The following is a 14,782-nucleotide window of genomic DNA, read 5'->3' on the forward strand; positions in this document are numbered from 1 at the left end:
AGCGTTTATGAAAACTGCTACCGCATCTGCGCAGCAGAATACAGATTATGAGCTCAGCGCAGTTCCCGCAAATCAGAGAAAGAGTTTCTTCAGCTTAACAATTGTCTGGACCGGTTTTGTATTTGTCATTACCAGTATGATGGCTGGCGGCGGCCTCGCAGCTGGATTGAACTTCAAAGACATTATTCTCGCGACTTTCTTAGGTAACCTGTTTTTGAGTGCGATTGCGATTCTGGTGAGCGTCATTGCTTGTAAGACTGGTCTGACGTTTGCACTGATTACGCGATACAGCTTTGGTGCGAAGGGTACGCGCTTGGCTTCCCTGTTTGTGCCGATCGTAAACCTTGGATGGTACACCATTCAGTCTGCAACTTATGGCCATTTCATTGCCCAGATTTTTGATTTTGGCCCGGTTGCCGAAGGCATTACGATGATGCTTTCTGCTCTGGTTATGGGCGTATTCGCTCTCATTGGCATTAACGCAATTACCATTTTGGGCTATATTGCGATTCCTTCGATCATTTTCCTGTCTCTGGCAACCGCGATTAAGTCGGTTGGCGTAGCAGGTGCATTCTCGGTCATTACCGAGTTTATTCCTTCTGATCCAATGAGCATTGCAGGTGGTACCACGGTTGTTATCGGTACTTGGATTCTGTCCACAGCGACCTGTATTGCAGACATCATGCGTTATGCAAAGAACATGAAGCAGGCAGCGCTGAGCGCAATCGTTGGCCTAGTTGGCGGCAATAGTCTGTTGGTCATCTGCGGTGCAATTGCATCTATTGCGGTTGGTAACAGTGACCTGACCGGCGTTCTGTTGACGCTGGGCCTGGTTGTTCCGTCCATCATTCTGATGACTACGAACATCTTTACTACCAACGCATCCAATATTTATTCGACTTCGCTGAATTTGTCCAATGCGTTCCACATGGATCGTAAGATCCTGATCAGTGTGATCCTGGTGCTGTCTGCTCTTCTGACGCTGACCAAGCCTTACCAGATCGATTCTCTGTTTACCTTCCTGAACGTGCTGGGTGTTATCGTTCCGCCGTTGGCCGGCATTATCCTCTCGGATTTCTACATCGTGCACAGAGGTCACTATGCACCGCTGGATGAAGCTGCACTGAGAGACTGGACGATTTCCCCGTGGGTCACTTGGGCACTTTCCTACGGTATTGTCGTTCTGCTTGAGCGCATGAGCTTTGGACTCAGCTCACTCAACGGAATCATTGCCGCTATTGTGCTCTATCCGATCCTTGTTAAGATTTTCAAAGAAAAGCAGGATTAAGGGAGGATGAAAGTCATGAAACAGCAAGCTAATTTGACCAAGTATAAAATTATCGCATTCATCGGCCTGATTATCATGGGCATCGGTTCTTTCATGTCCTGTCTTGCACCGACTGCCGCAATGTGCAACGTTGGAAGCGGTATTCTGATTGTAAGCATCATTATTATGGCATATGCGTTCTATTTTTGGCGTCCCTGACTGGACTTTGCGGTGCAGGCATGATATACTGATACCGGAAAGGATGGTTTCATGGCACCGCAAATGATTCAGCGAGAGGATCTCAAAACCCAGGCAAAGCGTGCATTGATGCAATACATACGTACGTTGGACTTGGAACATGATAATAAACTGCCAAGAGAAGAACAGCTGTGCACGCTGATTGGCGTGAGCAGAGTGACCTTGCGCAGTGCGCTTAATGAATTGGCATCTGAAGGTGTGGTGCTCAGACGGCAAGGCAAAGGAACCTTTGTCAATCGAACCTGTATGAATATGAAGGCTACACTGAATCCGGCAATGCACTTTGGTGATATCATTGCACGCAGCGGATATACGCCGAATGTTCGTATGGTTGGTTGGGAGGTCTTCCCTGCCGATGAAGAGATCGCTGCGGGGTTGCAGATCGAACCATCTACCGCCTGTATCCGCGCAAAAAAGATTTTTTACGCAGATGATCGTCCTTGTGTCTATTGTGAGGACATCCTCCCCGCTTCTCTGTGGGGAGATGCTCCGGTGCCGGAAGGTGAACCGTCTCTGTTCCAACTGATATATGAACGGTCGGGCAGAAAAGTCGCCTGGGATAAGGTGGAACTGCATGTGTGCATGAGCGATGATTTGCGGGACTTGAGCCCATTTGGTTCTCGTCCAATGTTGTTGCTCAAAAGTCTGACGTATGATAAGGATGATATTCCTTTGTTCTTTGCTTCAGAGTATATTGATACACAGCTGCTGACGTTAAGTCAAATCAGACAACGTGAGTTTGTTTACTCAGGTTGAACGGTTAAAAACTGAAAGAGGGACTCAAATGAGTCCCTCTTTTTTGTATTGTATTATTTTCTGGCGATTAAAGTAAGAAAAAGCCTCGCAGAGATATCTCTGCGAGGCTGATTTTTATGAGTTCTGCGAAAACTCTGCCAGTCTCAGATTTTCATTATGATCGAGTGCCCAAGTGATATTCCAGGGGCTGGTGAACAACAGAAGCAGATGATCGCGGAAGTCCTGTACCACACGGGTATCGGACGTCAGCATAAGCTTCTTGTAGTCAAAGTCTTCCTCATCGTTTTCAATCCAGCGCAGATGCTCATACGGAAGCATATCGCGAATGATATCAACGCCGTATTCGTTTTTGAGGCGATATTCAAGTACTTCAAACTGCAGCTGACCAACAACGCCTACGATAACCTCTTCCATACCGGTATTCGGCTCGTGGAAGATCTGGATTGCACCTTCCTGTGCAATCTGGGTAACACCCTTGACGAACTGCTTGCGCTTGAGCGTATCCTTCTGGCGAACGGTTGCGAACAGCTCGGGTGCAAAGGTCGGGATGCCCGAGTAAGTGCACTTGAGCTTGGGATCACATACGGTATCGCCAATCGAGAAGATGCCGGGGTCAAATACACCAATGATGTCACCGGCATAAGCCTCATCTACGATCGAGCGATCCTGCGCCATCAACTGCTGCGGCTGCGCAAGCTGAATTTTCTTGCCGCCCTGAATATGGAACACTTCCTTGCCGCGCTCGAATTTACCCGAGCAGATACGCATAAATGCGATGCGGTCACGGTGTGCTTTATTCATGTTTGCCTGAATCTTAAAGACAAAGGCAGAAAAACGCTCGTCAAACGGATCGATGACACCAATATCCGAGTTACGCGGAAGCGGCGAGGTGGTCATGGTCAGGAACTTCTTCAGGAAAGGCTCAACACCGAAGTTGGTCAGCGCCGATCCGAAGAAGACCGGAGACAGCTTACCGTGACGCACAGCATCCAGGTCAAACTCATCGCCAGCACCTTCCAGCAGTTCGATATCATCCGCCAGCGTCTGATACTGTACCTCGGACAGACGTTCTTTGAGCTCATCCGAGCCGAACTGCAAATGCGTTGCCGTAACTTCATGGCGGGCATCCACACCTTCAAAAGCAATAACTTCGTTGTCCATGCGGTCGTAAACGCCGCGGAATTCCTTACCGGAACCGATCGGCCAGTTCACCGCATAGGTACCAATGCCGAGCTCGTTCTCGATCTCCTCCAATAGTTCATACGGATCACGTGCTTCGCGGTCCATCTTGTTGATGAAGGTAAAAATCGGGATATCGCGCATGACACAGACCTTAAACAGCTTGCGAGTCTGCGCCTCGACACCCTTTGACGCATCGATAACCATGACTGCAGAGTCTGCTGCCATCAGGGTACGATAGGTATCCTCAGAGAAGTCCTGGTGACCAGGAGTGTCCAGAATGTTGATGCAGTACTGGTCATAGTGGAACTGAAGGACAGACGAAGTAACCGAAATACCACGCTGCTTTTCAATTTCCATCCAGTCAGAAACCGCATGGCGGGAATTCTTTTTACCCTTAACCATACCTGCTTCCTGGATTGCACCGCCGTATAGCAGAAATTTCTCTGTAATGGTTGTTTTACCGGCGTCAGGGTGCGAAATGATCGCAAATGTACGCCGATTTTGTATCTCTTGTCTCAAATCGGACAAAGTCGATTCCTCCAACGTGTCAAAATAGGGATTTTAGATCTCTCGTCTGCCTTCGAGAGCACGCATGAGCGTGACTTCATCGATGTACTCCAAATGTCCGCCGACCGGAATACCGTATGCCAGACGCGTGACAGCAACACCGAAAGGCTTGAGTAAGCGAGCCAAATACATGGCGGTCGCCTCACCTTCGGTGTCAGGATTGGTCGCGATGATGACTTCGCGTACATCAGTGTCTGCTACGCGCTGTAACAGCTCACGAATGCGGATGTCATCCGGGCCGATGTGATTCATCGGGGAGATGACACCGTGCAGCACGTGATACAAACCGTTGTATTCGCGTGTGCGCTCAAATGCCAGTACATCGCGCGGGTCTGCAACCACACAGATTACACCGGGGTCACGGTTGGGATTGGAGCAGATCGGACAAATTTCGGAATCGGTCAGATTTTGGCAAACCTTGCAGGTAAATACTGTGCTTTTTGCCTGCATAATCGCATCCGCAAAGCGCTGTGCATCTTCTTTGGACATGTCCAATACGTGAAATGCCAGTCGCTGCGCAGTTTTCTGACCGATACCAGGTAAACGAGCAAATTCTTCTATCAGCCGCTCAACTGGCGGCGCAAAGAATTTCATCCCTTAGAGTACACCCGGGATACCGCCGCTCATGCCGCCGGTGATTGCGCGCATGTTGTTCTCGGACTGCTCCTGTGCCTTGCGCAGAGCCTCGTTGATTGCAGCCATAACCAGATCCTGCAGCATCTCGATATCTTCGGGATCAACAACCTCGGGCTTGATTTCGAGGGACTTAAGCGAAGTGGTACCCAGTACGACAGCCTTTACAGCGCCGCCGCCAGCGGTTGCCTCGGTCTCGGTCTGTGCCATTTCTTCCTGTGCACGCAGCATCTCCTGCTGCATCTTCTGCGCATGCTTGATCATGGCCTGCATGTTCATGCCGCCGCCGATACCGCCGAATTTACCCTTTGCCATCTTGAATTCCTCCTAGAATTAAAACTCTGTGACTTGAATGTCAAATTCTTTTGCTTTCTCTAAAATTTCATCAGACACTGCCTGCTTGTGCCGCTGCGGCTGTTGATCAGGTCCAAAGACCTTGAGTCGAACCGCATGTCCGGCAACTGCCGAGGCAATTTCTGACAATCTATCGATGGTCGGATGCGCTCCAGCGAGCCCAGCCGTTACATCATCTTCACAAAATACCAATACTTGTCCGTTATCCAGCTCAGCGCGAGACGAAATCTGAAGACAAGTCAGTGCACCCATATTGATAGAACCGGAAGCCTGTTCCAGAACTTGCGGCCAGCCGGGCCAATCTGCACGCTGCGGTTCCGCAGACGCGGACGCATCGTTTGCCGCGGGTTGTCCCTCTTCCTGAAGCCAAGGCGGTGCATCTTCATCCCCTGGCGGCGGAGGGCCGTCGTTATCCGAGGCCGCAGCCGACACGACTTTTTGCACAACAGGGATACCGTTTTTAATTTTTTCTTCGAGTGCTTCCACGCGTCCGGACAGAGAATCATAAGCCTGCGCCCCCATGGTGCACAGACGAATCATACACAGTTCGGCTTCTACGCGACGATTGCTCGCAGACTTAATATGTGCAGCTGCGTCCTGTAGGATGCGGCTGTACGCGATGAGCGTGGCAGGGGCAAGCCCCTCCCCTAACCGCTTGAGCTGTTCTGCTGTGTATGCCGGTGAGATCATCGCGGAGACATCGCCATGCGCTGTCTTAATTAGCAGCATATCGCGGATAAGTCCCAGCATTTGATCGATCACACCGGATAGATCACGACCAGCTTCATAGGCACGTCCGATTTCGGCAATCGCAGCTGCCAGATCGGCAGTTTTCACGGCCTCCATCAGTGCAAGGGTATCGGTAGAACCTAAAATACCCAGACTTTTGGAAACTGCTTCGTCATCTACTACCTCGCAGCCAGCCGTACGGTCTAACATGGACAGTGCATCACGCATCGCACCATCGGACAGTCGTGCAATCAATTTTGCACCATTTTCGGTCAGTGCGATTTGCTCCTGTGCTGCGATTTCCATGAGTCGCTTGGCGATTGCGTCCGGCGTGATTCGTCGGAAATCAAAGCGCTGACAGCGCGACAGAATGGTCGCGGGAACCTTGTGGATTTCGGTTGTCGCCAAGATGAACATGACGTGCTCCGGCGGCTCCTCCAAGGTTTTCAGCAGCGCGTTGAATGCACCTGCTGAGAGCATGTGCACCTCGTCGATGATAAAGACCTTTTTACGCACCGAGGAAGGCGCATAGCGGACTTCATCGCGAATCTCACGCACGTTATCCACGCCATTGTTGGACGCTGCATCGATTTCAACAACATCGAGAACCGAACCGTCCAAAATACCGCGGCAAGATGGGCACTCGTTACAAGGGTCACCGTTTACCGGGTGCTCACAGTTGACTGCGCGTGCTAAGATTTTCGCGCAGGTTGTTTTACCAGTACCGCGCGTACCGGTAAAGAGATAGGCATGGGAAAGCCTGCCGGTGCTGAGCTGTGCACGCAGCGTGTCCGTAATATGTTGTTGCCCGATTACGTCTGCAAAGCAGAGCGGGCGCCATTTACGGTAAAGAGCCTGATACATGAATTACCGATAAGCCTCCCTGAGATTAAGATGAAAAAATGGGCAGATTCATCACCTGCCCACCAATCCAACGTTGTTTTCTGTTATGCAGTGCCTTGTAAGACCGCACACCAGAAGATCGAAACGAACATCCGGACAGCCTTTTTACCAAGCCCGTTCAAAATCGGCAAACCTGTGGCACACGCAGGGTTCTGTTTAATGCTGCTCGGTTCCCCGCCTGACATGGTTCACAGTCCCACGTTGCACAGTACCAATCTCTCATCACCGGCCTGTTAACTGCAAGCATCCAGATGCCGCACCTCCCAACCGGAATTCAGCCCTGCTATAGCGGATTGCAGGAAGAGGGCACCGCTACCGCCCCGCCTAGTGCAGCCTTACAAGACACTGCATAACATACTTATACATTATACTATATGATTTTCAAAATTTCAAGTCCTAGATTGACTTAATTTTCAGGATCGGACTCAGAATCCGATGTGTCCGAAGTGCTGCCGCCAGATGTGTCAGTGTTTCCACTATCTGTACCAGTTTCACCTTCCGTACCTTCGGTTCCCTCAGAGGATTCCTCCTCTTCGTCGTCGTTTCCAAAGTCGAAGATCGAATGACGATCGTGGCAGACGCCAAGGTATCCACCGGAGACTGTGACATCACCCGAGCCAACAGGCTTATTGTCTCCTGTGAAGCAAGCATCAGCATCTTCGATTGCGGGAGAGAAGTCCATCGGGAACAAGCGCGTCAGATCCAATTTGGATACCGTGCTTGTCCAGCGGCAATTATCCCCTGCAACCAGACCGGTCTGTCTGCAAATGGTCACATACTTATGCAGATTGCAGTCCTCGCTCGGCTCGTCGCCCTTCCAGAAGCGACCAACTGCAACGCGATCACCACGAGAATCCGCTTCGCAGGCATCGGTCGGAGACATGCCGCTGTCAATACAGTAGGTTGCATTGACAAAGTTGGAGTCATCGCCCATGTCGAACTCAGCATCGGGCAGATCGGCGTGAATGCGGCGCATAACAGCCGTCCAGAGTGAAAGTGCAGTATTACCCGAAATGCCATCCAGATTGTAGCTCTGATCATAACCAAACCAGGTAGCACCTACATAGTATGGGGTGAGACCGCAGAACCATACATCGCGCTTGGAAGTTGTAGTACCCGTCTTACCAGCCGTTTCAATGCCGCTGATGGTAGCCTTGGTACCGGTACCGGAGTTGGTGACCTCTTTCAAGCAGTCGAGCATGTAATATGCAGTCTTTTCATTCTGGAATGCGTTGATTTCTTCCGGCTCGGTGTAGTCAATCAGTACATTGCCTTCGCTGTCGAGTACCTTGGAGTAGGTACGGGAACCGGAATATTTGCCGTTGTTTGCAAAGATGGTATATCCTGCCGCCATTTCGCGGACGGTCACACCACCGTTCATACCACCCAGAGCGAGCGGTGCGTAATCGATATCTGCACTGGGGTTGAGATGTTCAAATCCCAGCGTGTTATGCAGGAATTCATACGAGGCTTGCGGCGTGAGCATGTCCAGAACACGTACAGCGACACAGTTGATCGATTTTGCAACAGCATTTTTAACGACCATCTGGCCCTGATAGCGACGATTGTCGTTACGCGGCCAAGCCTTGCCGTCATAGACCTTAAACGGCATATCGGTCACGACCGAATAGGGCGTGATCTTGCCGGCATCCATTGCAGGACCGTAAACAGCGAGCGGTTTGATCGAAGAACCGGGCTGTCGCGTGGTCATAGTAGCACGGTTTGTCAGCAGACTGCCTTCCTTTTCACCGCGTCCACCGACAAGTCCCAGGATATTTCCCTGCTTATCGCAGATGACCATAGCGGCTTGCGGAACGACACCGTTCTTTTGTGCGCTGGGGAAATTGGCTTCGTTGGTGAAGACTTCATCCATCGCATTCTGAACATTTTGGTCGATGGTCGCATAGATCTGAAGGCCACCGGACATAACGCGAGAACGTGCAAGGTCATACGAAATATTCTCAGTTTCCTGCAGGTCCTCGGTCAGTTCAGAGATGATCGCCTCGGTAAACCACGAGTAGGGTTCGTTCGTGTCTTGTTCGTATGCATCAGAATGATAAACCAGTTCGGTGTTGATTGCCTCGTCATACTCAGCCTGCGTAATAAATTCCAGCTCGAGCATTTTCTGCAATACCAATGTCTGACGTTCCTTTACGTTTTCCGGATTGCGGAAAGGGTTGTAACGTGTGGGCGCATTGGGGATTGCGGCAAGCACAGCGCATTCGGCCAGATTCAGTTCGTCAAGTTCCTTGCCGAAGTAAGTCATTGCGGCGACTTTCGCACCAGCTGCGCGGTTACCGTAAGGAATTGTATTCAAATACATTTCCAAGATCTGATCTTTTGCCGTATCACCGAGATTCTTTTCCAGAGTCAGCGCCTGGAAGATCTCATTGATCTTACGTTTGACAGATTTGTCATTGTTTCCGGTCAGGTTTTTGATCAGCTGCTGGGTGATGGTAGAACCACCACCGCGGTCATCGCCGGTGATAAAGCCCTGAACTGCACCAAGGGTGCGGAACCAGTCTACACCATGATGAGAATAGAAGCGCTGGTCTTCGATGGCGACAACTGCTTTTTGCAGATCTTCGGGGATCTCGTCCAACGATACCCATTGCCGGTTGACGTCTCCTTCCAGAGTCTCATATATTTCGTACTCGTCCGTGTCTGGATTTTTGGCATAAATGACGGTAGTCTTTGCCAGATCCTTGCTATAAGAGGATACGTCGATATCGGAATTGGGAATTACGTACACGCCGATATAAAAGGCGAGCGCAACACCGCACAGACAGGCTGTGACAACGGCAATGAGCGGGATGGCCAGAATGGCCATCATGAGCTTATGGGCAAAAGAGCTCTTTTTTCGTTTTGCCATATTTTTCGATACCTCCTTTTGCATGGCTGCAAAGGTTGCCGATGACGCACAAGTACACGGCCATACTCAGGCGACAGATAGGCGAATACAGTATACCATATTCTGATGAAAATTGCCAATATTTTTATTGAATGCGCATAATTTAGCGTTAACTTGTTCACACTAGAGGATATCAGTTACAAAATAGAAGGAGGAATTGATCATGCAGCCGCACAATCGTTCACTTGGATTTAACATTTTGGTTCTAAGTTTGACGTTTCTTGCTGTAACCTTTTTGCTTTTGGCTTTATTATGGCCAAAAGCACCCGCTTCTAGCAATGTTTCTGGTGATCTCACACAATATGTTGCCAAAAGTGTGGGATATCAGGTGGTAATTTATCAAACTGGCCGCAGTGATCCGGTTCTGATGACCGGTGTAGATATCCGAACTTTGCCGCAGGCCGATCAGGAAGCACTGGCAGAAGGGATCCCGCTTCAGGATGCAACTGCGCTCGCACACTTATTAGAAGATTACGACGCATGATATCGGTTATAACCGCCTCCCTGTCCGCATATTTTTAGGACAAAACCATGGAAGGCGGTGTTTTATTTGTTGTGTTCTCTGTCAAAGCGGAAACGAAAGAAAATTTGGACGGTTCTGGGCGCAGTCGCTCTGGTATTGATGCTTGCAGGTGCGGGTACAGCGTATGATAAATGGTTTGGACCGGTGACCACAGTCAATGCGGAAGTGACCAATTGGGGGCTCTCCTTCCCTACCCCTGGACAGCCTCCGGTTGGCAATGCTTCATCTGAGGAGTTGGAAGCCTTGTCAGCGCGTTACCTTGGTGATGTCAGTGAACCCGTAATTTATCTGACATTTGATGCGGGGTTTGAAAATGGAAATACTCCGGCGATTTTGGATGCGCTCAAAAAGCATCATGCTCCGGCTGCCTTTTTTCTGGTCGGCAATTATCTTGAAACTGCACCGGATCTGGTGCGGCGTATGGTGGAAGAAGGTCATGTCGTCGGAAACCATACGACTTCTCATCCTGATATGTCTAAGATTGCCGATCTCGAGACCTTTCAGCAAGAGCTAAAAGGCGTCGAAGATCTCTATCGTGAAGTCACGGGACAAGAAATGCCCAAATTGTATCGACCGCCGCAGGGAAAATTCAGCTTGGAGAACTTAAAGCAGGCACAGCAGCTGGGATATACGACGGTGTTCTGGTCGCTGGCCTATGTTGATTGGTATACGGACAACCAGCCGACCAAGGAGCAGGCGTTTGACAAGCTGCTTCCGCGTATCCATAACGGCGCGATTGTATTGCTGCACTCGACTTCGTCTACCAACGCACAGATTTTAGATGAACTATTGACCAAGTGGGAACAAGCGGGATATCGTTTTGGCAATTTGAAGGAATTGATGATCGAAACGGCTCCTTCTTCTTAATAGACGATTGAGCAATAATTTGGTTCCCCGAGTATAAAAAATGACCGGTGAAAATCACCGGTCATTTTTTGTAAACATATTATTTATTCGCAGGTTTGCAGCTGCTTTTCCTCGAATGCAACACGACGCTTGACATCGGCCATAACAGTTTCGAACATCGGGATGTTCAGAGACTGCGCTCCATCGCACAGTGCGCGCTTGGGATCATTATGGACTTCGATCATCAGACCGTCAGCACCCGAAGCGATTGCTGCGCGGGACAGCGGCTGTACCATATCGCGCTTGCCTGCTGCATGGCTGGGATCGATGATGATGGGCAGATGGCTCAGCGTCTTGACCAGCGGAACAGCAGAGATATCCAGATTATTGCGGATCATGGTCTCGAAGGTACGGATGCCGCGCTCGCAGAGGATGACATTGTGGTTTCCGCCAGCAAAGATGTATTCTGCCGCCATCAGGAACTCTTCCATGGTAGCAGACAGACCGCGCTTGAGCAGGATCGGCTTCTGAGAGCGTCCGAGCTCCTTGAGCAGCATAAAGTTCTGCATGTTGCGTGCACCCAGCTGGATGATATCAACATCGGCGAACAGATCCAGATGCTTTTCGCTCATGATCTCGGTGACGATGGGCAGACCGGTCTGGCGCTTTGCTTCAAGCAGCAGCTTGAGACCTTCTGCTTCCATACCCTGGAACGAGTACGGAGAAGTGCGAGGCTTGAATGCACCGCCGCGCAGGAAGGAAGCACCGGACTTCTTGACAGCCTCAGCAACTTCGAGAATCTGGGATTCGCTTTCGACCGAGCACGGGCCGGCAAATACGTTAAAGTATCCCTCACCGATCTTGCGGCCTGCAACTTCCAAAATGGTATCCTGCGGATGCATTTTACGGTTGACGCCCTTAAACGGTTCGGTGACGCGCTGGACTCGTTCAACCAGATCATATACCATAATGTCATTTTCGTCGATACGAGAGGTATCGCCAAGCAGACCGATAATGGTGGTGGACGAACCTTCCGAATAGTTCGTGTTCAGCCCCATATCGTGGAAGTGCTTAATTAGACGTGCGACCCGTTCTTTGTCCGGGTTGGGCTTTAAGATGACAATCATGGCAGGTAAATCCTTTCATTGAAATAAGATAAGATACACGGTTTTGAAAAGGTGTACTGAAAGGTATTATAGCATATTAGCAGATAAAAGCAACTATTTTGAAAGATTTAATTTTTTTCGCCATTTTGCTGAAAATAGACATAATTTTCCTCGACCATTTTGCAAAATTCATCCCAACGATGTTCGTTGATCAAGTGCGCGGGGCAAATTTTTCCAGAAAAATCCTGATGCTTTTTCAGCGCGTCCATATTCAGGTCATATTTCCATAGCAGATATCCGGCAAGCAGCGCACCGTTTTGCAAGGTTTTTTCATAGTCGTTATCTTCTGCAACGCAGAGCTCAACGCCGATACCCGAGGTGTTTCCCCCGTTTGGCTCCATCCCATCGCCTGCGTGATAAGCAGGTTCGTTGTCCGGAATGTGATGATATGCTTCGTGGTCATCTACGGTATAGTGCCAGGATAATTTTTCGACCTTTGCATTTTCCTGAATAAACGCATCATGCCTTGCGGCATTGGCTCCGGCAGCAAAGTTGTCGGTTTCGTGGATGACAACGTATTCGATCTCACGTGTTCCGCCAGGACGACCGATTGCGTCTTCGGAGACAAAATGTTCGTGAACCGGCAAGCTGCCAACGTATGTAATGGGATATCCGTTTTCATCAGTATCTGTTTGAGAGAAAACTTGGTGAATTGCAAAGCCGATTGCGCATACAATCAGCAAAAAAATAGCTAGTACCAGCAGTGGACGATAATTTCTTCTGCGTCTCCTGCGTCGTTTGGGTGTTGCAGCACGTGAAGCATGAAATGCAATAATTTTCAATTACGACCCTCCCTTATTGTATATCATACTACGTGGGATTCCAGGGATGCAAACTTTCAACTTTGAACTTTTTGTAAATTCCAGATGAGCGTGCATTGCTGAAAGTTTGAAAAGAATTGTGTCAGTTCTGTAAATGTGATAAAATTTACACAGAAAGGAGGCAGTTGCGATGGGAAAAAAGCGATTGCTTGCGATTATTGACTATCAAAACGATTTTGTTTGCGGAAGTTTGGGCTTTTCGGGTGCGGAGAAATTAGATGAGGGAATCGCCCAGCGTGCACAGGAATATCTGGCTATGGGCGATCCGGTTCTGGTGACCTATGATACACATGGGGAGAACTATTTACAGACCCGAGAAGGACGAACCCTGCCTATTCCCCACTGCCAGCCGGATACCGAGGGCTGGAGATTGTACGGAAAGACACAGGAGCTCATCAGCGGCACGTGTTGTACTGGTCTCTTGCATCCGGTTTGCAAAACGACCTTCGGCATTGCGCCGGAGACATTGGTTGCACTCAAAAAAGAGATCGGTGATCTGGATGAAATTTTGCTGGTCGGATTGGTAAGCAATATGTGCGTCATGGCAAATGTATGTACGCTGCAGGCTGCATGGCCGGAGGCACAAATCATTGTAGACGCGTCGTTGTGCGCAAGTTTTGACCCTGCTTTGCATGAAAAAACGCTGGATGTGATGCAGGGCATGCAGGTTCAGGTTATCAATCGATAAGCAAAGAGAAACGCCTCCTGGAGCGGAAAACCCGCCGAGCAGGAGGCGTTTTTTATGTATTGATTGCGATAGGATGGATTCCTACACCCCTGAAACTTACTTCAGGCCGGCAGTGATAATAGCCATCTTGTAGACTTCTTCTGCGTTGCAGCCACGAGACAGATCGTTGATCGGAGCGTTCAGACCCTGGAGAATGGGGCCAAATGCCTCAAAGCCGCCCAGACGCTGAGCGATCTTGTAGCCGATGTTACCAGCGTTGATGTCCGGGAAGATGAAGGTGTTTGCCTGGCCAGCAACCGGAGAACCCTTGCACTTGGTCTGAGCAACGACCGGAGAGAAAGCAGCGTCGAACTGCAGCTCGCCGTCGACAGCCAGATCCGGAGCAGCTTCCTTGACCTTAGCAGTTGCATTGCGCATCATGTCAACGGTATCGCCCTTACCGGAGCCCAGAGTCGAGTAAGACAGCATAGCGACCTTGGGATCGATGCCGAATGCCTTTGCAGTGCGAGCGGTCTCGATTGCGATTTCAACCAGATCATCCTCACCCGGATTGATGTTGATTGCGCAGTCGCCCATTGCGTACTTCTCATCGCCGCCATCCTTAGCAGGACGGTGCAGAATGAAGCAGGAAGAAACGATCTTGTTGCCCGGCTTGGTCTTGATGATCTGCAGAGCCGGACGAACGGTATCAGCGGTCGAGTAGGTTGCGCCGCCCAGCAGAGCGTCAGCCTTGCCCATCTTAACCAGCATGGTGCCGAAGTAGTTGCCCTTGGACAGAGCCTTGCGGCAGTCCTCTTCGCTCATCTTGCCCTTGCGCAGCTCTACCATCTTTGCGACCATAGCGTCCATTTCCGGATAGGTTGCAGGATCGATAATCTCGATGCCCTCGATGTCGAAGCCGCACTTCTCAGCAGCAGCCTTGACTTCGTCGACATTACCGATCAGGATGGAAGTCAGGATGCCGTCCTTCTTCAGGCGGGAAGCAGCTTCCAGGATACGAGGATCCGGACCTTCGGTGAAAACGATAGTACGCGGATCAGCTTTCAGGGTTGCAATCAGATTTTCTAACATAGTTCCAATAACCTCCTTAGAACTCTCTTCTCATATTATACACCAACTTGTGCATAAATCTCAATAACTGTGTGCAAAAGTTTGCAAAAAAATCATCTAAATTTTCC

Annotated in this window: 14 protein-coding genes and 1 other RNA gene; 6 read left to right on the forward strand and 9 right to left on the reverse strand. The window is 49.9% G+C overall.

Features of this window, described 5'->3' with window-relative positions:
- Nucleotides 1-7 precede the first annotated feature (7 nt).
- From B5D52_RS06005 to B5D52_RS06015, 3 genes are read left to right on the forward strand one after another with little or no spacing between them, the layout of a single operon-like run.
- On the forward strand, nucleotides 8-1,288 hold the full coding sequence (locus B5D52_RS06005; protein WP_016146708.1) for a cytosine permease: 1,281 nt from the start codon (nucleotides 8-10) through the stop codon (nucleotides 1,286-1,288).
- 15 nt (nucleotides 1,289-1,303) lie between these two features.
- Complete coding sequence (locus B5D52_RS06010) at nucleotides 1,304-1,486, forward strand: hypothetical protein (RefSeq protein ID WP_016146709.1); 183 nt, start codon at nucleotides 1,304-1,306, stop codon at nucleotides 1,484-1,486.
- Between the two features lie 51 nt (nucleotides 1,487-1,537).
- The gene (locus B5D52_RS06015; RefSeq protein WP_016146710.1) at nucleotides 1,538-2,281 is read left to right on the forward strand and encodes a GntR family transcriptional regulator; all 744 of its coding nucleotides are present in this window, start codon (nucleotides 1,538-1,540) and stop codon (nucleotides 2,279-2,281) included.
- 114 nt (nucleotides 2,282-2,395) lie between these two features.
- On the opposite strand, the gene B5D52_RS06020 is transcribed toward B5D52_RS06015, so the two are convergent.
- From B5D52_RS06020 to B5D52_RS06045, 6 genes are all read right to left on the reverse strand, one after another.
- Nucleotides 2,396-3,991 carry a peptide chain release factor 3 gene (locus B5D52_RS06020; RefSeq protein WP_016146711.1) on the reverse strand — a complete coding sequence of 532 codons (1,596 nt, stop codon included), beginning with the start codon at nucleotides 3,989-3,991 and terminating at the stop codon, nucleotides 2,396-2,398.
- Between the two features lie 33 nt (nucleotides 3,992-4,024).
- Entirely contained in the window at nucleotides 4,025-4,624 is a 600-nt protein-coding gene (gene recR, locus B5D52_RS06025; protein ID WP_040332474.1) for a recombination mediator RecR, read from the reverse strand.
- A 3-nt stretch (nucleotides 4,625-4,627) separates the two neighbouring features.
- Nucleotides 4,628-4,978, reverse strand: a complete 351-nt coding sequence (locus tag B5D52_RS06030) for a YbaB/EbfC family nucleoid-associated protein (protein WP_016146713.1) — start codon at nucleotides 4,976-4,978, stop codon at nucleotides 4,628-4,630.
- A gap of 18 nt (nucleotides 4,979-4,996) precedes the next feature.
- Entirely contained in the window at nucleotides 4,997-6,610 is a 1,614-nt protein-coding gene (dnaX, locus tag B5D52_RS06035; protein ID WP_016146714.1) for a DNA polymerase III subunit gamma/tau, read from the reverse strand.
- Nucleotides 6,611-6,713: 103 nt separating this feature from the next.
- Nucleotides 6,714-6,982, reverse strand: an RNA gene (ffs, locus tag B5D52_RS06040) — signal recognition particle sRNA large type.
- Nucleotides 6,983-7,055: 73 nt separating this feature from the next.
- Nucleotides 7,056-9,521 (reverse strand): transglycosylase domain-containing protein, encoded by a 2,466-nt coding sequence (locus B5D52_RS06045; RefSeq protein WP_016146715.1) that lies wholly within the window; start codon nucleotides 9,519-9,521, stop codon nucleotides 7,056-7,058.
- Between the two features lie 202 nt (nucleotides 9,522-9,723).
- On the opposite strand from B5D52_RS06045, the gene B5D52_RS06050 reads away from it, so the two are divergent.
- Together B5D52_RS06050 and B5D52_RS06055 are read left to right on the forward strand one after the other, a co-directional pair.
- Nucleotides 9,724-10,044 (forward strand): hypothetical protein, encoded by a 321-nt coding sequence (locus B5D52_RS06050; protein WP_016146716.1) that lies wholly within the window; start codon nucleotides 9,724-9,726, stop codon nucleotides 10,042-10,044.
- A 66-nt stretch (nucleotides 10,045-10,110) separates the two neighbouring features.
- Nucleotides 10,111-10,950, forward strand: coding sequence for a polysaccharide deacetylase family protein (locus tag B5D52_RS06055; RefSeq protein WP_016146717.1), 840 nt, complete (start codon nucleotides 10,111-10,113; stop codon nucleotides 10,948-10,950).
- Nucleotides 10,951-11,033: 83 nt separating this feature from the next.
- On the opposite strand, the gene aroF is transcribed toward B5D52_RS06055, so the two are convergent.
- Together aroF and B5D52_RS06065 are read right to left on the reverse strand one after the other, a co-directional pair.
- A complete protein-coding gene (gene aroF, locus B5D52_RS06060; protein ID WP_016146718.1) occupies nucleotides 11,034-12,056 on the reverse strand; it encodes a 3-deoxy-7-phosphoheptulonate synthase in 1,023 nt (340 codons plus the stop codon).
- A 107-nt stretch (nucleotides 12,057-12,163) separates the two neighbouring features.
- Nucleotides 12,164-12,877: a peptidoglycan recognition protein family protein gene (locus B5D52_RS06065; protein ID WP_016146719.1), complete on the reverse strand. Its 714-nt coding sequence runs from the start codon at nucleotides 12,875-12,877 to the stop codon at nucleotides 12,164-12,166.
- A gap of 169 nt (nucleotides 12,878-13,046) precedes the next feature.
- On the opposite strand from B5D52_RS06065, the gene B5D52_RS06070 reads away from it, so the two are divergent.
- The gene (locus B5D52_RS06070; protein ID WP_016146720.1) at nucleotides 13,047-13,604 is read left to right on the forward strand and encodes a cysteine hydrolase family protein; all 558 of its coding nucleotides are present in this window, start codon (nucleotides 13,047-13,049) and stop codon (nucleotides 13,602-13,604) included.
- 96 nt (nucleotides 13,605-13,700) lie between these two features.
- On the opposite strand, the gene pta is transcribed toward B5D52_RS06070, so the two are convergent.
- Entirely contained in the window at nucleotides 13,701-14,675 is a 975-nt protein-coding gene (pta, locus tag B5D52_RS06075) for a phosphate acetyltransferase (protein ID WP_016146721.1), read from the reverse strand.
- Nucleotides 14,676-14,782 lie beyond the last annotated feature (107 nt).

This window comes from Butyricicoccus pullicaecorum DSM 23266, from assembly GCF_900167005.1.
Lineage (GTDB): Bacteria > Bacillota > Clostridia > Oscillospirales > Butyricicoccaceae > Butyricicoccus > Butyricicoccus pullicaecorum.

Excerpts from the sequence above, each read along its gene's own strand:
- B5D52_RS06005 (WP_016146708.1), top strand. The coding sequence starts at position 8 with ATGAAAACTGCTACCGCATCTGCGCAGCAGAATACAGATTATGAGCTC.
- B5D52_RS06010 (WP_016146709.1), top strand. The coding sequence starts at position 1,304 with ATGAAACAGCAAGCTAATTTGACCAAGTATAAAATTATCGCATTCATC.
- B5D52_RS06015 (WP_016146710.1), top strand. The coding sequence starts at position 1,538 with ATGGCACCGCAAATGATTCAGCGAGAGGATCTCAAAACCCAGGCAAAG.
- recR (WP_040332474.1), bottom strand. The coding sequence starts at position 4,624 with ATGAAATTCTTTGCGCCGCCAGTTGAGCGGCTGATAGAAGAATTTGCT.
- B5D52_RS06030 (WP_016146713.1), bottom strand. The coding sequence starts at position 4,978 with ATGGCAAAGGGTAAATTCGGCGGTATCGGCGGCGGCATGAACATGCAG.
- dnaX (WP_016146714.1), bottom strand. The coding sequence starts at position 6,610 with ATGTATCAGGCTCTTTACCGTAAATGGCGCCCGCTCTGCTTTGCAGAC.
- B5D52_RS06045 (WP_016146715.1), bottom strand. The coding sequence starts at position 9,521 with ATGGCAAAACGAAAAAAGAGCTCTTTTGCCCATAAGCTCATGATGGCC.
- B5D52_RS06050 (WP_016146716.1), top strand. The coding sequence starts at position 9,724 with ATGCAGCCGCACAATCGTTCACTTGGATTTAACATTTTGGTTCTAAGT.
- aroF (WP_016146718.1), bottom strand. The coding sequence starts at position 12,056 with ATGATTGTCATCTTAAAGCCCAACCCGGACAAAGAACGGGTCGCACGT.
- B5D52_RS06070 (WP_016146720.1), top strand. The coding sequence starts at position 13,047 with ATGGGAAAAAAGCGATTGCTTGCGATTATTGACTATCAAAACGATTTT.
- pta (WP_016146721.1), bottom strand. The coding sequence starts at position 14,675 with ATGTTAGAAAATCTGATTGCAACCCTGAAAGCTGATCCGCGTACTATC.